The organism is Streptomyces marincola (assembly GCF_020410765.1).
Taxonomy (GTDB): domain Bacteria; phylum Actinomycetota; class Actinomycetes; order Streptomycetales; family Streptomycetaceae; genus Streptomyces; species Streptomyces marincola.
Window position 1 is genome coordinate 5,275,470 of sequence record NZ_CP084541.1, and the last position, 16,519, is coordinate 5,291,988.

The 16,519-nt window shown below is 73.0% G+C and carries 17 protein-coding genes and 1 pseudogene; 9 read left to right on the plus strand and 9 right to left on the minus strand.

Going from position 1 to position 16,519, the window contains the following annotated elements; all coding sequences use genetic code 11:
• The first annotated feature begins 59 nt into the window (after positions 1-59).
• The 4 genes from LC193_RS23300 to LC193_RS23315 all read left to right on the plus strand — a co-directional run bounded on the left by LC193_RS23300 (position 60) and on the right by LC193_RS23315 (position 4,156).
• Positions 60-533: a Dps family protein gene (locus LC193_RS23300; RefSeq protein WP_226077169.1), complete on the plus strand. Its 474-nt coding sequence runs from the start codon at positions 60-62 to the stop codon at positions 531-533.
• 295 nt (positions 534-828) lie between these two features.
• Positions 829-1,308 carry a HEPN domain-containing protein gene (locus LC193_RS23305; protein WP_226077171.1) on the plus strand — a complete coding sequence of 160 codons (480 nt, stop codon included), beginning with the start codon at positions 829-831 and terminating at the stop codon, positions 1,306-1,308.
• On the plus strand, positions 1,305-2,693 hold the full coding sequence (locus tag LC193_RS23310; RefSeq protein ID WP_226077173.1) for a KGGVGR-motif variant AAA ATPase: 1,389 nt from the start codon (positions 1,305-1,307) through the stop codon (positions 2,691-2,693). The genes LC193_RS23305 and LC193_RS23310 overlap by 4 nt, the downstream gene beginning before the upstream one ends.
• Positions 2,690-4,156 (plus strand): hypothetical protein, encoded by a 1,467-nt coding sequence (locus LC193_RS23315; protein WP_226077175.1) that lies wholly within the window; start codon positions 2,690-2,692, stop codon positions 4,154-4,156. The genes LC193_RS23310 and LC193_RS23315 overlap by 4 nt, the downstream gene beginning before the upstream one ends.
• A 17-nt stretch (positions 4,157-4,173) precedes the next feature.
• On the opposite strand, the gene LC193_RS23320 is transcribed toward LC193_RS23315, so the two are convergent.
• Positions 4,174-4,959 carry a sulfite exporter TauE/SafE family protein gene (locus LC193_RS23320; RefSeq protein WP_226077178.1) on the minus strand — a complete coding sequence of 262 codons (786 nt, stop codon included), beginning with the start codon at positions 4,957-4,959 and terminating at the stop codon, positions 4,174-4,176.
• Complete coding sequence (locus tag LC193_RS23325) at positions 4,956-5,252, minus strand: hypothetical protein (protein ID WP_226077180.1); 297 nt, start codon at positions 5,250-5,252, stop codon at positions 4,956-4,958. Before LC193_RS23325 ends, LC193_RS23320 begins: the two co-directional genes overlap by 4 nt.
• Positions 5,253-5,361: 109 nt before the next feature.
• Between LC193_RS23325 and LC193_RS23330 the strand changes: the two genes are divergently transcribed.
• The gene (locus LC193_RS23330) at positions 5,362-5,949 is read left to right on the plus strand and encodes a hypothetical protein (RefSeq protein WP_226077182.1); all 588 of its coding nucleotides are present in this window, start codon (positions 5,362-5,364) and stop codon (positions 5,947-5,949) included.
• A gap of 71 nt (positions 5,950-6,020) precedes the next feature.
• Entirely contained in the window at positions 6,021-6,227 is a 207-nt protein-coding gene (locus LC193_RS23335) for a hypothetical protein (protein WP_226077184.1), read from the plus strand.
• A 137-nt stretch (positions 6,228-6,364) separates the two neighbouring features.
• Here the strand turns inward: LC193_RS23335 and LC193_RS23340 are convergent, their stop codons facing one another.
• The 5 genes from LC193_RS23340 to LC193_RS23360 all read right to left on the minus strand — a co-directional run bounded on the left by LC193_RS23340 (position 6,365) and on the right by LC193_RS23360 (position 11,518).
• Positions 6,365-7,552 (minus strand): glycerate kinase family protein, encoded by a 1,188-nt coding sequence (locus tag LC193_RS23340; RefSeq protein WP_226078859.1) that lies wholly within the window; start codon positions 7,550-7,552, stop codon positions 6,365-6,367.
• 13 nt (positions 7,553-7,565) lie between these two features.
• On the minus strand, positions 7,566-8,978 hold the full coding sequence (locus LC193_RS23345) for an SLC13 family permease (RefSeq protein ID WP_226077185.1): 1,413 nt from the start codon (positions 8,976-8,978) through the stop codon (positions 7,566-7,568).
• Positions 8,979-9,052: 74 nt separating this feature from the next.
• Positions 9,053-9,715, minus strand: a complete 663-nt coding sequence (locus tag LC193_RS23350; protein WP_226077187.1) for a response regulator transcription factor — start codon at positions 9,713-9,715, stop codon at positions 9,053-9,055.
• Positions 9,712-11,217, minus strand: a complete 1,506-nt coding sequence (locus tag LC193_RS23355) for a sensor histidine kinase (RefSeq protein ID WP_226077189.1) — start codon at positions 11,215-11,217, stop codon at positions 9,712-9,714. The genes LC193_RS23350 and LC193_RS23355 overlap by 4 nt, the downstream gene beginning before the upstream one ends.
• Positions 11,177-11,518: a small secreted hydrophilic protein gene (locus tag LC193_RS23360; protein WP_226077191.1), complete on the minus strand. Its 342-nt coding sequence runs from the start codon at positions 11,516-11,518 to the stop codon at positions 11,177-11,179. The genes LC193_RS23355 and LC193_RS23360 overlap by 41 nt, the downstream gene beginning before the upstream one ends.
• A gap of 234 nt (positions 11,519-11,752) precedes the next feature.
• Between LC193_RS23360 and LC193_RS23365 the strand changes: the two are divergent.
• Positions 11,753-12,367: pseudogene (locus LC193_RS23365) on the plus strand (N-acetylmuramoyl-L-alanine amidase); the annotation flags it as partial.
• An 81-nt stretch (positions 12,368-12,448) separates the two neighbouring features.
• Here the strand turns inward: LC193_RS23365 and LC193_RS23370 are convergent.
• The gene (locus LC193_RS23370) at positions 12,449-13,114 is read right to left on the minus strand and encodes an N-acetylmuramoyl-L-alanine amidase (protein ID WP_226077193.1); all 666 of its coding nucleotides are present in this window, start codon (positions 13,112-13,114) and stop codon (positions 12,449-12,451) included.
• 79 nt (positions 13,115-13,193) lie between these two features.
• On the opposite strand from LC193_RS23370, the gene LC193_RS23375 reads away from it, so the two are divergent.
• Both LC193_RS23375 and mnmA read left to right on the plus strand, forming a co-directional pair.
• Positions 13,194-14,363, plus strand: a complete 1,170-nt coding sequence (locus tag LC193_RS23375; protein ID WP_226077195.1) for a cysteine desulfurase family protein — start codon at positions 13,194-13,196, stop codon at positions 14,361-14,363.
• A gap of 60 nt (positions 14,364-14,423) precedes the next feature.
• Positions 14,424-15,581 (plus strand): tRNA 2-thiouridine(34) synthase MnmA, encoded by a 1,158-nt coding sequence (mnmA, locus tag LC193_RS23380; RefSeq protein ID WP_226077197.1) that lies wholly within the window; start codon positions 14,424-14,426, stop codon positions 15,579-15,581.
• A gap of 133 nt (positions 15,582-15,714) precedes the next feature.
• Here the strand turns inward: mnmA and LC193_RS23385 are convergent, their stop codons facing one another.
• Entirely contained in the window at positions 15,715-16,515 is an 801-nt protein-coding gene (locus LC193_RS23385; protein ID WP_226077199.1) for a carbon-nitrogen hydrolase family protein, read from the minus strand.
• Positions 16,516-16,519: the final 4 nt, after the last annotated feature.

Below are 16,519 nucleotides of genomic sequence, written 5' to 3' on the forward strand. Positions count from 1 at the left end.
GGGCACCCTGGGTACCCGAAAGTCCTACAGCCCCGAGAAGCTCCGAGAGGGGACGCTGCATGTACGCCATCAAGAGCACGCTGCCGGACGCCACGCTGAAGACGGTGGGGGAGGCGCTTCAGGGCGCGCTGGTGGACTTGATCGACCTCTCCCTGATCGCCAAGCAGACCCACTGGAACGTTCTCGGTCCCAGGTTCCGCTCGGTCCACCTCCAGCTCGACGAGGTCGTGGACATCGCGCGCTCGCACTCCGACACGGTGGCCGAGCGCGCGGCGGCCCTCGGCCTCTCGCCCGACGGCCGCGCGGCCACGGTCGCCTCCGGCACCGGCATCGGCGCGGTGCCCGAGGGCTGGCAGAAGGACACCGACGCCGTCCGCACCCTGGTCGACGCGCTCGGCGCGGTCATCGTCCGGATGCGGGAACGCCTGGACGAGGTCGGCCCGGTCGACTCGGTGAGCGAGGACGTGCTGATCCAGATCACCAAGGACCTGGAGAAGCACCACTGGATGTTCCAGGCCGAGAACGAGGGCTGAGGTCAGAGCCCTGAAACACTGTCCGGCCTGGGAAGACAGCCGTCACGCCACGTGACGTGGCGTGCCGTCGTTTACCCGGAACGCGACGGAAGAACGCCGGAATTCGCCGCCCGACCGGAAGGATTCCGGAAAGCGGCAGGCCCCGGCCCGCCCCTCCCGGAGGGGGCGGCCGGGGCCCGCGCGCGCGTGCGTACGGCCGCCGTGGGTACGGAACTCCCGGAAGACTCATCGAACGGGCGGACGAGCCGCCTTCCGGCCGGGCGGTCGAACCGATCACCCCTCTAAGATCCCCGTCATGTCGGGGAAGCCACCGGAGCACCACTTTGCCCGCGCCGCCGAGCGGCACTACCGGGACGCCCTCTATCTCCACCAGGACGGACGTCTGGCGAATGCCGACCACCACTTCGGCATAGCCGTCGAGTGCGCCTTGAAGAGCCTGCTCATCAGGTTCACAGCCGTCAGCATGCGTCCCAGGCAGGCCAGCGCGAAGCCCGCGACGATGCCCTGGGCGCAGGACCCGGTCACAGGAAAAGTGCATACCTACAGCCATCTTCCGTGGGTCGCGACCGATGTGTCACTCCTGACCCATGGCAGGTCGGCGACCCGTCTCGGCGCCGCGCTCGGACAGCTCTCCGCGTTCGACTCCTGGTCGGTCCACGATCGCTACCTCGACGCTTCCGACGTGGTGGTACAGGATGTGGCGCGTCGGCGTACCGTAGCCGGAGAGATCATCTCCGTGCATGAACACGCCCTGATCACCGGAAGGTCTCCGTGACCCTCAGCTCCGACCCCGTTCGCTTCGATGACGCCCGCCCCCGAGCCATGGCCGTCGCACGCGAGGTGGCGGCGGAGGGACTGGACGTGCTGCTCGTGCGCGATGTGACGGGCCGGTTCACCCTTCTCATCGACGATCGCGAACGGGCGGTTCCTGTCGGCCGGGAGGACGCATGGGGGCGTCACCTGGCCGAGGAACTTCGGCAGTACGTCGGCGACCGGCCAGTAGTTCTCGCCTCCGGCCTCTTCTCGGCGGAGGACTTGCTGCGTTCCGCTCGGGCCTTCCCCGACCCGGTCCCACGGCCACGCGGTGGCGTGGGAAGCGTCCGACTTCTGGACAACACCGTGGTCGGGGAGGATTGGGCGCGGGTCTCCGCGCCCGCTCCCAGCGCCGACGGCTCACTGACGCACCGCACCGCTCTCTACGGTTTCAAGGGCGGTGTGGGGCGCACGACAGCCACCGCCGTTCTCGCTCGCCACCTCGCCGACCAGGGGCACATCGTCCTCGTCGTGGACCTCGACCTCGAATCGCCGGGTGTGGGCCCGCTCCTCGCGGGGGAAGCCCACATGCCCTTCCATGGCCTTGTCGATCATCTCGTCGAATCCGCCGTCGACAACGCGGACGGTCTGGACCTGGTGGCGATGACCGGCTACACCCCGGCCTCCGGCCGGGGCGAGATCTGGGTGGCTCCCGCGAGGGGCCGCCAGCGTGCCGAGGGCGTCCCGTACTCCTATGTGGACAAGCTCAACAGGGTCTACGCCGATACTCCGGGTGCGCATTTCGGCGATCGGCTGGAGAACTCCGTGCGCGCGTGCGAGCGCGCTGTCGAGCGTGACGGTGAGAGCGGGCGCAGACCGGACGTGGTCCTCCTGGACAGCAGGGCAGGAATCCACGACATCGCCGCCGTCGCGATCTCCCGGCTGTGCGACCTCGCCCTGCTGTTCGGCGCGGACAACCGGCAGACATGGAGTGGGTACGGGGATCTGTTCGCGGCCTGGCACGCTTCAGGACAGGCCCGGGCGATCAGGGAGAAGTTGCGCATGGTGGCCTCCATGGTGCCGGATTCTCCGCAACAGCCACTGAGAACGTATCTGGACTCGTTCCGTGAACACTCCTGGGAAGCGTTCTCCATTCTCTACGATGATGATGCGCCCGAACCGGACACGGGGGAGCTCATTCCCGGAGCCTTCTTCCCCACGCCGGAGGACGATTCGGCCCCGCACTACCCGATCCCTATTCTCTTCGAGCCCGGCCTTGTCGGCCTGGATGCCGATGGTGCGCCGGGCTGGCAGGAACGCGCTTTTGTGCAGGCGGCTTATCAGGAATTCCTTGCGAAGACGACCCGTCTGATCACTGCGATCCCCGAGGGCGGAGGAGAACGATGACCACCGCACTGACGGCCGAGGAGTACCGTGAGCTCTTCGCGGCAGCCCTGCCGCAAGCCACGGACGCCGACACCATCCTGCCCGATCTGCACACACTGTTCACTCCGGACAGCCACCGCGCGGCGCTGTACGTGGACAGCACCGTGGTGCGCGGTGGGCGAGGGGTCGGCAAGACCTTTTGGTACCGCTCGCTTCTCGACGACACCTTGCGCCGCGTCGCAGCCGAGGAATACGGCATCGAGCGATTGCGCCGTCTCATCGTCCACCAAGGCTACGGGGCGTCGATCCAGCCCGAGTTGTACCCGGGGCCCGGCGTCCTCCGGCAATTGACGGAGGAGGGGGTAAGGCCCTACGACCTGTGGCACGCCGTGCTGCTCTCGGCTCTCGGTCAGCCCGAACTCCGGGACAGGGAATGGCACGACCGTGCCGCCTGGGTCCGCGCCAATCCCGGTGCCGCGGAACGCACGATCCAGCGGGCCGACCGGCAGGCACAGGAGGAGGGCGTCATCCATCTGGTCCTCTTCGACGCCCTGGAACACCTGCACCGCGTCCGTTCCCAGGCCGATCGCCTCGTCGGGGGCATCCTGGAACTGGCCCTCGCGATGCGCCTGGGGACACGCAACATCCGGTGCAAGGTCTTCATTCGCCCTGACATGTTCGACGGTGCGCTGCTCCACTTCCCCGACGCCTCGAAGCTGACCGCCAACGCGGCGGCCCTCACCTGGTCCCGCGCCAATCTGTACGGTCTCCTTTTCCACTACCTCGGCAACATGGACAACGAATACGCGGCTCGGTTTCGTCGCATCAGCGGTGACTGGCAGACGGAGATCGATGGGCAGCGGTACACTCCGCCTGCCTTGCTGCGCGGCGACGAGCGTTTCCAGGGCGAACATTTCACGCGCATCGCCGGGCCGTACATGGGGGCCAACTACCGCAAGGGAAACACCTATACCTGGCTGCCCAACCACCTGATGGACGGCGTGGAGCAAGTAAGCCCGCGAAGTTTCCTGAGCGCTTTGGACAAGGCGGTCGCGGAAACGCGCGGCAAGTATGCGGGCCACGAGTTCGCGATTCATCACGAGGGCATTCGCCGAGGTGTGCAGACGGCGTCCGAGACACGGGTGCGCGAGGTCGGTGAAGACATGCCCTGGGTCCAATTGGCCGTCCGCCCACTCGTGGGCAAACAGGTGCCCATCGATCAGAGCGCGGTCCTCGAACTGTGGCAGGAAGCCAAATTGTCCGACGAGCTGCGGCGGGAGGCGGAACGGTACGGGACCGAGGACGAGGAGACCGTTGTGCGCTCCGGACCGCGGTACCCGGGGGACCCGGAGAGCCTCATCGAGGAGCTGATGAGTCTCGGCGTGATGCGCCGACGCCGTGACGGCCGCATCGACCTGCCCGATGTGTACCGCATCGCCTTCAACATCGGCCGTAAGGGAGGCGTTCTCCGCGTCGTGGACTAGCCTTCGCCCCCGGCCGCTCAGCGGACGAACAGCATGTGGCCGATCGCCGCGAGCCCGATGACCACGATCAGGGCGCGCAGCAGGGCCGGCCGGAGCCGGCGGCCGACGCGGGCGCCCACGACTCCGCCCGCCGTGGCGCCGGCCGCGATGAGCAGCACGGCCGTCCAGTCGATCGAGTCCCACGCCACGATCATGAAGACGATCGCGGCGATCAGGTTGACGGTCATCACCAGCAGGTTCTTGAGCGCGTTGAGCGACTGCACGGACGCGGTCGTCACGAGGCCGAGCAGGCCGACGATCAGGATGCCCTGCGCGGCACCGAAGTAGCCGCCGTAGACGCCCAGCAGGAACACGCCGGCCGCGATGCCCGCCAGCCGGCGGGAGGACAGCCCCTCGGCCCAACCGGCGGTGCCCGCGCGGCGCGCCTGCCCGCGTTGCACGAAGGGCCCGGCGACGACCATGAGCAGTCCCGCGCCGATCAGGGCGGGCACGATCGTGTCGAACGCCTCGGACGGCAGGGCGAGCAGCAGCAGCGCGCCGGTGATGCCGCCCGCGATCGACGCCGGCAGGAGGGCGCGGGCGGCCGTGCGGCTCTCGCGCAGTTCGCGCCGGTAGCCGATGGTGCCCGAGAGGCTGCCGCCGACAAGACCGATCGTGTTGGAGATGTTGGCGACCAGGGGCGAGTACCCGCACAGGAGGAGGACGGGGAAGGACACCAGCGTGCCCGAGCCCACCACCACGTTGATCATCCCGGCCCAGAAGCCGGCGCCCAGGACGGCCGGCGCCTCCCACCAGGCGGTCAACGCCTCACCCGCCTCCGCCGTACCGGCCGCCACCGCCAGGTGGCGCGGTCGCCGCGCAGGGTCATGACCGCACTGGTGACGGTGGCCACGGGTGTGCCGTCGGGCGGCGACGCGGTCCCCGAGTCGACGGTCTCGGAGCCGCGCAGCCGGGAGAGCGCCGTCGGGTAGCGCATGTGGGTGCGCTGTCCCGGCCGGGGCGTTCCCGCGAGCTGCCCGCGCAGCTGGGCGAGCACGGGCAGGTCGGCGGCCGGTGGCGCGGATCGCCGGGCACTCGCCGGTGCGTCTCGTTCCATGGCGCCAGGCTATCCGCGCCGCGGCAGGACCAGCAGAGGATGACGAGCTGCGCGCGCCGGTCCGGGCTGGACGGCTGCCGCAGGGGACGCGCCTGCGTAGCCTGAACGGGTGTCCCCTGCCGCGGTGTACCGCCTGCTGCCGCGCCCGACCGGCGCCCGGCACCTCTCCCTCGGGCCCTCGCTCGACCGCCTGATGACCTGGCAGTACTACGGCTGGCGCGAGGCGGGACCGCTGCCCGCCGTCTTCGAGGGCGAGTGGCGGGGCGACCCGGGGGCGCGCCCGTCCGCGTTCCCCTCGGGGGACCCCGGCGCCCCGGTGCTCGGGCCTCGGGTGGCGGACGCGGTGGGCGAGGACCTGCTGGCCGCCGGCAGCCTCAGGCCGGTGGTGATCAACGGCACGGACGCCGAGGGGTACGTGCTGTATGTCGTGGACCGGGTGGCGGACTGCCTCGACGTGTCGGCGTCCCTGCTGTCGCGGGAGCAGCCGCGCGTGATCCACCGGGCCGCGTTCCGGCCCGAGGCGCTGCCGGCGGGGTTGCCGGCGTTCCGCGTTCCGCAGTCCCCGTGCGTCGTGTACTGGAACGGCCCGATGGCCGAACGCCTGGCCACGCTGCTCGGCGCAGACGTGGAACTGAGCCCGGTCTGGCCCCGGGCCGCCCAGGACCGTGCTCGGCGACAGGGCCCCAGGAGGCCCTGAGCCGCCTCGCGCCCCCACTCGGCTGCGTCGTCGGGGCTGCGCGGGCGCGCGCGGGGGTGCACGCTGGGCGCATGACCAGGGTGCGCATCATCGTCTACCCCCTCACCGGAGGCGGGGGCCGCCGGGTGCGCGCGAACGGCGAGATCCTCGGCCGGGCCAGGTCACTGGGCGAACTGCTCGAATTCCTGCGCCGCGCCGGGCTCGACCCGGAGGACGTGGACCTGCGCGACCCCGAGCTGTTCGAGTGGCGCGGGGGCGGTCCCGACATCTGGGAGTAGCGCCCGCGCGCCACCCCCGAGCCTCCCGCGCCCGCGCGCCGTCCCGAGCCGTCCCGACCGTCCCGCGCCCGCGCGCCGTCCCGAGCCGCCGTGCGCCCGGTCGCGGCCCCGGCGGCCCCGCTGGTCCCGCCCGTGCCTCAGGGGTGCGCGGGCGAGGGGGCGGGGCCCGCGGCGCGGGCCAGGCGGCTGCCGAGCAGCACCATGCGCAGGGCCCGTTCCGCCGCGTCGGCCAGGAACTCGCCGCCGCGCGCGAGGGCTTCCGGCAGCGCGACCGGCGCGGGCAGGATGCCGCTCCACGCGTCCACGCCGATCAGCCGCGCCTCGTGGACGCCCTCGCCGATGGTTCCGGCCAGGGCGAGCACCGGTGTGCCCAGGGCCTTCGCGCGGCGGGCCACCTCACCGGGGATCTTCCCCCGCGAGGACTGCCGGTCGAGCGCTCCCTCCGCCGTGACCACGAGGTCCGCGCGGGCCAGGCGCGCGTCGAGGTCGACGTGGTCGAGCAGGACGTCGAAACGCGGCAGCAGGCGGGCGCCCACGGCGGCCAGGCCGGCGCCCAGCCCGCCGGACGCGCCGGTCCCCGCGCCCGTGCGCAGGTCGATGCCCACGGGCCCCAGGTCGCGCGCGAGGACGTCGGCCCAGTGGTCGAGGGCCTCGGACAACTGCTCGACCAGGGCGGGGCCCGCGCCCTTCTGCGGCCCGAAGACGCGGGCGACGCCGCGCGGGCCGCACAGCACGTTGAACGGGTTGCACGCGACCAGGATCTCGGCCTCGGCCAGCCGGGGGTCGAGCCCCCGGGCGTCGATGCGGTGCAGGCGCCGCAACGCGCTCCCGCCGCGCGGCAGTTCACGCCCCTGCGCGTCGAGCAGCCGCGCGCCGAGCGCCTGGAGCGCGCCCGCGCCGCCGTCGGAGGTGCCGGAGTCGCCGCAGCCGATGAGGATGCGCCGCACGCCCGTGTCGAGCGCGGCGGCGATGAGTTCACCGACGCCGTAGGTCGTGGTCGCGCCGGGGTCCCGCTGCTCCCGGGGCACCAGGGAGAGGCCCGCGACCGCGGCCATCTCGACCACGGCCGTTCCGTCCAGCAGGGCGAAGTGGCTGGCGACCGGCACGCCGACGGGCCCGGTCGCCACGCGCGGCACGAGCCGGCCGCCCGACGCGGCCGCCAGGGCCTCGGCGGTTCCCTCGCCGCCGTCCACGAGCGGCAGCAGGTCGATCTCGGCGCCCGGCGCGGCGCGCAGCAGCCCCTCGGCGATGGCGTCGGCGGCGGCCGACGCGGACAGCGACTCCTTGAGGCCGCTCGGCGCCACGGCGAAACGGTAAGGGGGGATCACGGGCTACTCCTCAGGGGGTGACGCCGAAGACCGGCCAGACGGCCAGGGCGAACAGCAGGACGAGAGCGGCCGTCAGCGGCGCGAGCACCGCGGACAGGCGCAGCAGGTCACCCGGGGTGTACGTCGGCGTGCCCGGCACGTCGGCGAACAGGGCGACCGGTTTGGCGGAGGCGGGCAGCGTGTGGCAGAAGCCGGCCGCCGCAGTCGAGGCCAGCGCGGCGGCGACCGGGTCGACCCCGGTGGCCAGGGCGGCGGCCACCACGAGCGGCACCAGTACGCTGGAGCGCGCGGAGCGGGACTGGAGCACCAGGTGGGCCGCGGTGCTGACGGCGACGACGACGCCGAGGAACGCCCACGCGGGCACGGCGTCCTGCGGCAGCCCGGAGATGAGCCAGGCGGCGGCGCCCGAGTCGGCGAGCGCCACCCCCATCGCCATGGTCGCGGCCATGAACAGCAGGAGCGACCACGGCACCGTGGCCAGCGCGTCCTTGAGCCGTATCGTGCCCACCGCGGGGGCGGTGACGACCACGGCGCCGATCAGGGCGACGACGGCGGGGGACGCGCCGTGCAGCGGTTCACTGCACCACAGGGCGACCACGGTCGCCAGCAGCGCGGCCACGCGCATCTCGGTCTGCGAGAGCCGGCCGGTCACGGGCCGGTCGGAGTGCCGCTGGATCTCCTCGGCGTCGACGTGGACTGGGCCGCGCCGGTCGGCCCTGCGGGTGGTGGTGAGCAGCACGGCCTCGGCGGCCAGGTGCGAGGACACCACGGCGAGCGGCAGGCCGAGCAGCAGCCAGTCGTGGAACCCGACGCGTTCCCCCGTGGTCTCCCACAGCACGGACACGGTGATCAGGTGGGCGCCGGCGCCGATGAGCGTGGCGACCGCGGAGAGCAGGATGACGGTGGGGAAGAGCAGGGCCATGGCCACGACCAGCCGTTTGCGGTCGGCCAGGGCTTTGGCCAGGGCCAGGAACACCGGGAGCGCGAGCGCCGCGCGGCCCGAGGTGGCGGGCACCGCGAAGGCCGAGACGACCAGGGCGGCCGTCGTCAGGTGCACCAGCTGCCGCACCGTTCGCGCGCCGCTGACCAGGAACACGGCGGCCCGGCCCGCGAGGCCGCTCGCCCCGACCGCGGCGGCCAGCACGAAAGCGCAGATCAGCAGCCATATCGTCGCGTCGCCCAGGGTGCCGAACAGGGCGTCCGCGCTGGTGACACCGGTCACCGTCAACGCGAGACCGGCGCCGAGCGCCACGTAGGTGTCGTCGATCGGCGAGGCGATCCACGCACAGGTCGCGAGGGCGAAGACGATGAGGGTCACGCGTGCGTCGCCGGACAGTTCCGGGAAGTTGCGCGGAACGAGCAGCAGCCCGCAGAAGCTCAGCGTCACGCACAACGCGACGGTCTGACGGAGGGTGAGTGTCACCCAGCCAGTGTCCGAACGTCGGGTGAGCGTTCGATGAACCGATTATGAGGGAGGCTTCATGGAGGGAGCCGGTCTCACTGCGGCAGCCGGTACCCCATGCCGCGCACGGTCTCGACGCGGCGGGCGCCCAGCTTCTTGCGCAGGGCGCGCACGTACACGTCCACGATGTTCGAACCGGGGTCGAAGTCGTACCCCCAGACGTGGGAGAGGATCTGCTCACGGGACAGCACCTGTCCCGGGTGGCGCAGGAACAGTTCGAGCAGGACGAACTCGCGCGCCGTCAGATCCACCAGATCCTCGCCGGCGCGCGCCCGGCGCGTGCGCAGGTCGAGGCTCAGGTCGCCGCTGCGCAGCACCGTGACCTCGGGCGCGCGCGCCGCGGTGCGCAGGCGCAGCCGCACGCGGGCGAGCAGTTCCTCGAAGCGGAACGGCTTGGTCATCCAGTCGTCCGCGCCGCCTTCGAGTCCCGCGACGGTGTCGCGCACCGAGTCCCGCGCGGTGAGGACGATGACGGGCACGCTGACGCGCGCCTCGCGCATCTCGCGCAGCACCGTGAAGCCGTCCCGGCCCGGCAGGCCGATGTCGAGCAGCACCAGGTCGTAGCCGCCGGTGTGGACGTAGTCGAGCGCCGCGTCGCCGTCGGCGGCCACGGTGGTGGTGAAGCCGTTGGCCCGCAGGCCCTTCTCGACGAAGGAGGCGATGCGCTCCTCGTCCTCGGCGATGAGGATGCGGTTCATGGGGTCTCCAGTACGAGTACGAAGGTGGCGCCCCCGCCGGAGGTGGGGCGCAGATCCACGCGGCCGTGGTGGCCCTCGGCTATGGCCTTGACGATGGAGAGGCCGAGTCCGGCGCCGCTGCTCCCGCCGGTCCTGCCGCCGCGGCGCGCGTCGCCGCGGCGGAAGCGTTCGAAGATCACGTCGGCCTCGTCCGGGCGCACCCCGGGTCCCGAGTCGGCGACGTACAGTTCCACCCGGCCCTCGGCGACCCGGGAGCCGATGCGCACGGCCTGGCCCGGCCTGGTGTGCTCGACGGCGTTCTGCGCCAGCTGCACCATGGCCTGGGTGATGCGCTGCGCGTCGAGCTCGGCCTCGCACTCGGCCACCTCGGGCAGCTCCCAGCGCCGGTCGCCCAGCGCCCGCGCCTTGACGAACACGTCTGCGGTCAGCTCCGCCAGCTGAACGGGCGCCGGCTGCACGAAGTCGGGCCGCTCCGCCTTGGCGAGCAGCAGCAGGTCCTCGACGATGCGGCTCATGCGGTCGAGTTCGTCGGTGACCAGCCGTATCGTCTCCCGCCGTTCCGCGACGGCCTCGGGGCCCTCGCCCTCGCTCATCAGCTCAAGGTGGCCGCGGACGATGGTGATGGGGGTGCGCAGCTCGTGGCCCGCGTCGTCCACGAAGCGCCGTTGCGCCCCGAACGCCCGCTCCAGCCGGTCGAGCATCGCGTTGAACGTCTCCGCGAGGGCCGAGATGTCGTCGCGGCCCCTGATCGGGATGCGCCGGGTGAGGTCCTGCTCGGTCAGCTGGGCCGCGGTGGCGCGCACCAGGCGGACCGGAGCCAGGATGCTGCCCGCGACCGCCCACCCGACCGCGCAGGTCAGCAGCAGCGCGACGCCGGAGATGGCGAGCAGGATGCCGACCACGTTGTGCGCCGAGGACTGCGCCCGGTCGGCGTGGAAGGCGACGACGAACATGGCCTGCGGGTCGTCGCCGTTCGGCATGATGGGGACCTTCGCCCACCTGACCTCGCCTTCCGCGCGGTCGAGCGTGCCGGCGCGCTCGGGGGCGGCGGCGATCCGCTCCAGCGAGCCCGCGTCGCGGTGCAGCGGCAGCCGGGAGGGGATGTCGCGCTGCTGCCTGATGACGATGGGCGACGGCGACTCCACTATGTAACCGAGCAGCTCCTCGGCGGGTTCCGGATACTGGCGCTCCAGGTAGACATTGAGCAGCCGGCGCGCGTCGGAGAAGCGTTCCCCGGTCTCCGGGTCGCGGCCACGGGCCACGAAGTTGCGGAACTCGGAGCTCTCCTGGCTCAGTATCTGCGAGGTGCGTTCCTCGACGTCGCGCAGCAGGATCGACCGGGTGGTGACCACGACGGCGGCCAGCGCGACGGCCATGACGACCACGAGCCACAGCAGGATGCGGAACCGGGCGGAGACGCGGGACGGCGCCCGGGCGCCGTCCGCGGCCGTCGCGCCGCGGTCAGTCGTCGAGGTCGTCCCCTCCCTCGCCGTCGTCGTCATCAGGACCGTCGTCGTCCGGGCCGTCGTCGTCGAAGTCGTCGTCGCCGCCGTGCTGCCCGCCGCCCGTCGCGGAATCCGGATTCTGCGGGTGGTTCTCATCGATGGGTCCCTCGGTCGGGTCGGGCCGGGGCGCCACCTCTTCGCGAGGCGGCGTGCTGGGCGGCGACGGTTCCTCAAGCTCCACGTCCGAGGGGACCGCGGGCGGTGCCGGGTCGTCGCTGAGCAGGTAACTCGTCCCGGCGATGCCCACGGGTATCAGGACGACGGCGGCGAGTGCTGCCATGCGGTGCGAGAAAGCCATGCGGACAAGGCTGCGGCCGGACGGTGGTGGCCTTCATGAAAGCAGGATGAAGGAATCTTAATTGTTGAAAGCGGTCGCTCGGGCGGGAAGATTCATCAGGTTCCCGGCGAAACCGTCAACTACGCGCGTTGTGTGGGGCGTTGGGCCGCAAAAGTCGCGCCGGGGGCCGCTGCGGGGGGCACGGCGCGCCCGAGGCACTTGTGTCTCAGTTCGGACTCATCGTACAAGTCGTATATGGCTACACCACTTTCCGCGAACGCACTGCTGAAGGCGCTCAAGGACGAGGGGCTCGACGTCGTCGAGCACCGCGACTGGCGCGACAACAACCGCGACGGAGCCGGCGCCTGGGGCCCGGTGCACGGCGTGATGATCCACCACACCGCGACCTCGGGCACGGACAGCTCGGTCGACCTGTGCTACAAGGGGCGCTCCGACCTGCCGGGGCCGCTGTGCCACGGCGTCATCGACAAGAGCGGCACGGTCCACCTCGTCGGCCACGGGCGCGCCAACCACGCGGGACCGGGCGACGGCGCGGTCCTCGACGCCGTCATCGCCGAACGCTCCCTCCCGAAGGACAGGAACGCGGACACCGACGGCAACCCCCACTTCTACGGCTTCGAGTGCGTCAACCTCGGCGACGGCGACGACGCCTGGCCCGAGGAGCAGATCGAGGCGGTGGTCAGGGCCTGCGCCGCCCTGTGCCGCGCGCACGGCTGGGGCAAGAACGGCGGGACGTCCGTGATCGGCCACTGCGAGTGGCAGCCGGGCAAGGTGGACCCCCGCGGGCCCGGCATGTCCATCGGCGACATCCGCGAGCGCGTCACCGACCGCCTCGGCCACGCCGCCGACTGGACCCCGCGCGGCGCGTGAGGACTCCCGCGACCCCGCTCCGGACGGGCGGACCCGGCCGGAGCGGGGCGCGCCCCGCCGTCACGCGGCGCCCGCGGCCCGCCGCACCAGCTCCAGGTAGCGCTCCCAGTCCCAGTGCGGCCCCGGGCACACCCGCACCACGTCCGGCACCTCGTTGTGCCCCACGATGTGCTCGCGGTCCACGGGGATGCCGTACCGGCCGCAGATCCCGGCGACCAGCAGCGCCGACGACTCGTACATCGCGTCCGTCAGGAACTCGGGCCGGTCCGCCCACCCCTCGTGCTCGATGCCGATGCTGCGCTCGTTGAAGCCGCGGTGCCCGGCGTGGTAGGCCACGTCCAGTTCCCTGGCCAGCTGCGCCACGTGCCCGTCGGAGGAGCGCACCACGTAGTGCGTCGCCGCCCCGTGCCCCGCGTCCTGGAAGACCCGCAGCGTGATCGGGTACGTGGCCTCCGGCATGTGGATCACCACCCGGTCGATGGTGTAGTCCCTCGGCCGGCTGGCGCGCCGGTAGTTCGCCGGGGAGGCCGGTATCCACTCCGCCCCTGTGTGATCGACCTCACCCTCCTCGCGCGGCGTCTCGGACCCCGAGTACCGCCACCACCACCGCGCGAGCGTGTCCCGCGTCGCGTACGCGCCCACGCCCAGCGCACCGGCCGCACCACCCGCGAGCAGCAGCCGCCGCCCCGGCCCCCGAGGGCCGCCCGTTGCGGAATGCTCACCCATCACCCAACTCCTCCGGTCCCCGACCGAACGCGCGAGCGCCCATCACCGGTTCCTGACCGGCTCGTAGAATCGGCTCACCATGCCCTATCTCGACCACGCCGCCACCACTCCCATGCTCCCCGAGGCCATCGCGGCGATGACCACCCACCTCGCCGCCACGGGGAACGCGTCCGCACTGCACGGCTCGGGGCGGCGGGCCAGGCGCACGGTCGAGGAGGGGCGCGAGGTGCTGGCCGCCGCGCTGGGCGCGCGCCCCAGCGAGGTCGTGTTCACCTCGGGCGGCACCGAGGCCGACAACCTGGCCGTCAAGGGACTCTTCTGGGCCCGCAGGGCCGCCGACCCGCGCCGCACGCGCGTCCTGTCCAGCCCGGTGGAGCACCACGCCGTGCTCGACGTGGTGCAGTGGCTCGCCGACCACGAGGGCGCCCGCGTCGAGTGGCTGCCCGTCGACGCGTACGGCCGCGTCGCCCCCGACGCGCTGCGCGAGGCGATCGAACGCGACCCCGACGACGTCGCCCTGGTCACCGTGATGTGGGCGAACAACGAGATCGGCACCGTGCTCCCGGTCGCCGCGCTCGCCGCCGTCTGCGCGGAGTTCGGCATCCCGATGCACGCGGACGCGGTGCAGGCCGTCGGGCAGCTCGACGTCGACTTCGGCGCCTCGGGCCTGGCCGCGCTCTCCGTCTCCGCCCACAAGATCGGCGGCCCCTACGGCATCGGCGCCCTGCTGCTCGGCCGGGACGTGACCCCGACGCCCGTGCTGCACGGCGGCGGCCAGGAGCGCGAGATCCGTTCCGGAACGCTCGACGTCCCGGCCGTCGCCGCCTTCGCCGTCGCCGCGGAGCTGGCCGCGCAGCGCCGCGCGGACAGCGCCGCCCGCATCGCCGCGCTGCGCGACGAGCTGATCGCCGCGGTGCGCGCGGCCGTGCCCGACGCCGTGCTCGGCGGCGACCCCGACCCGGCCGGGCGGCTGCCGGGGAACGCCCACTTCGCGTTCCCCGGCTGCGAGGGCGACTCCCTGCTGCTGCTGCTCGACGCCCAGGGCATCGAGTGCTCCACCGGCTCGGCGTGCACCGCGGGCGTGGCCCAGCCGAGCCACGTGCTGCTGGCCACCGGCGCGGACCGCGAACTCGCCCGGGGCACGCTCCGCTTCACCCTCGGGCACACCTCGACCCGGGCGGACGTGGCGGCCGTCGCCGAGGCGATCGGCCCCGCGGTCCTGCGGGCCAGGACGGCCGGGCTCACGTAGCCCGCCAGGCGCGCGGGGCCCGCGCGCCACGCGCCGCCCTGGGACTACCCTGGTGGAGTGATGACTGACTCCCTCCCCGGCTCCCCCTCCGGCCCCGCCGGCGGACCCGGGCGCCGCCTGCGCGTGCTGGCCGCGATGTCGGGCGGCGTGGACTCCGCCGTCGCCGCCGCCCGCGCCGTCGACGCCGGCCACGAGGTGACCGGCGTCCACCTCGCCCTCTCGGCGAATCCCCAATCGTTCCGCACCGGAGCGCGCGGCTGCTGCACCGTCGAGGACTCGCGCGACGCCCGCCGCGCGGCCGACGTGATCGGCATCCCGTTCTATGTGTGGGACCTGGCCGAACGCTTCCGCCAGGACGTCGTCGAGGACTTCATCGCCGAGTACCGCGAGGGCCGCACCCCCAACCCGTGCCTGCGCTGCAACGAGAAGATCAAGTTCGCCGCGCTCCTCGACAAGGCGCTCGCGCTGGGCTTCGACGCCGTCTGCACCGGCCACTACGCGACCGTCGTGCGCACGCCGGAGGGGCACCGGGAGCTGCACCGCTCCGCCGACCTGGGCAAGGACCAGAGCTACGTGCTCGGCGTCCTGGACGAACGGCAGCTGGCGCACGCGATGTTCCCGCTCGGCGACACGCGGGCCACCAAGGAGGAGATCCGGGCCGAGGCGGAACGGCGCGGCCTGGCCGTGGCGCGCAAGCCCGACAGCCACGACATCTGCTTCATCGCCGACGGCGACACCCAGGGCTTCCTCGCCGGGCACCTCGGCTCGGCCGAGGGCGACATCCTCGACGAGGAGGGCCGGAAGGTCGGCACCCACAGCGGTGCGCACGGCTTCACCATCGGGCAGCGGCGCGGCCTGCGCATCGGCCACCCGGCCCCGGACGGCAAGCCGCGCTACGTGCTGGACATCTCGCCCGTCGCCAACACCGTGACCGTCGGCCCCGCCGAGGCACTCGACGTCGTGGCCCTGACCGCCATCAGGCCGCGCTGGTGCGGCGCGGCGCCGACCGGGCCAGGACGCTACACCGCGCAGTTGCGCGCGCACGGCGGCGAGACGCCGGTCACGGCGGAGCCGGAGGGCGACACGCTGCGGGTCGCCTTCGCCGAGCCGGTGCGCGGGGTCGCGCCCGGCCAGGCGATCGTGCTCTACGACGGAACGCGCGTCGTGGGCTCCGCGACCATCGCCGCGACGGAGCGCGCGGGCGCGCCCGTGGGCTGACCGCGCCCGCTCCGGCGCCGTTCACGCCGGTGCGTTCGGCGCGTGTGCGGCGCGTTCCTCGGGCACGCGGCGCGTTGTCACGCCGCCCGGCGCGCCGCTCGCCCGCGCGCCGGCGCGGTGGGCCCGCGCCGGCTCACACGACGTCGCGCCTGCGGTTGGCGAGCACCGGCAGCGTGCGCCGCACCTCGTCGGCCTCGGCCGGGTCCACGTCGACCAGAAGCAGGCCGGGTTCGGCGCCCAGGCGCCCGCGCACCTCGCCGAACGGGGACACCACCATGCTGTGCCCGATCCCCGTGGGCGCGGTCGTCGCGGGCACCTCGCCCACGGTCGCCGGGTCCGCCTGCCCCGCCGCGACCACCCAGCACGTGCTGTCCAGGGCCCTGGCCCTGACGAGGAGTTCCCACTGCTCCGCCTTGCCCGGGCCCGAGCCCCAGGACGCGGGCAGCAGCACCACCCGTGCCCCCTCGTCCGCGAGGCGCGTGAACAGGCCGGGGAACCGCACGTCGTAGCACGTCGCGAAGCCGAGCACCACGCCGTCGAGCGCGGCCGTCACCGCGCGGTCGCCCGGCGCGACGGTCGCCGACTCGGTGAAGCCGAACGCGTCGAACACGTGCAGCTTGTCGTAGTGCGTGTCCACGCCCCGGCCGGTGATCAGCAGCGTGTTGCGCACCCGCCCGTCGCCCGACGGCGTGAACATCCCGGCCACCACCAGCACCCCGGCGGCCTCGGCGGCGGCGCGCACCCGCGTCGCCCAGGGACCGTCGAGCGGCTCGGCCAGCGGCCCCAGCGGGATGCCGAACCTCGCCATCGCCGCCTCGGGGAACACCACCACGTCGGCGCCTTCCGCCGCCGCCCGCGCCGTCTGCTCGGCGACGGCCGCCAGGTTCTCCTCCGGCGAGACGCCGGACGCCAGTTGACTCACTGCGATGCGCACGGGG

Coding starts and splice junctions, on each gene's coding strand:
- LC193_RS23360 (WP_226077191.1), bottom strand. CDS start 11,518: ATGGCTTTCTCGCACCGCATGGCAGCACTCGCCGCCGTCGTCCTGATA.
- LC193_RS23335 (WP_226077184.1), top strand. CDS start 6,021: ATGACCAGGGTGCGCATCATCGTCTACCCCCTCACCGGAGGCGGGGGC.
- LC193_RS23325 (WP_226077180.1), bottom strand. CDS start 5,252: ATGGAACGAGACGCACCGGCGAGTGCCCGGCGATCCGCGCCACCGGCC.
- LC193_RS23350 (WP_226077187.1), bottom strand. CDS start 9,715: ATGAACCGCATCCTCATCGCCGAGGACGAGGAGCGCATCGCCTCCTTC.
- LC193_RS23315 (WP_226077175.1), top strand. CDS start 2,690: ATGACCACCGCACTGACGGCCGAGGAGTACCGTGAGCTCTTCGCGGCA.
- LC193_RS23375 (WP_226077195.1), top strand. CDS start 13,194: ATGCCCTATCTCGACCACGCCGCCACCACTCCCATGCTCCCCGAGGCC.
- mnmA (WP_226077197.1), top strand. CDS start 14,424: ATGACTGACTCCCTCCCCGGCTCCCCCTCCGGCCCCGCCGGCGGACCC.
- LC193_RS23300 (WP_226077169.1), top strand. CDS start 60: ATGTACGCCATCAAGAGCACGCTGCCGGACGCCACGCTGAAGACGGTG.
- LC193_RS23305 (WP_226077171.1), top strand. CDS start 829: ATGTCGGGGAAGCCACCGGAGCACCACTTTGCCCGCGCCGCCGAGCGG.
- LC193_RS23355 (WP_226077189.1), bottom strand. CDS start 11,217: ATGACGACGACGGCGAGGGAGGGGACGACCTCGACGACTGACCGCGGC.
- LC193_RS23370 (WP_226077193.1), bottom strand. CDS start 13,114: ATGGGTGAGCATTCCGCAACGGGCGGCCCTCGGGGGCCGGGGCGGCGG.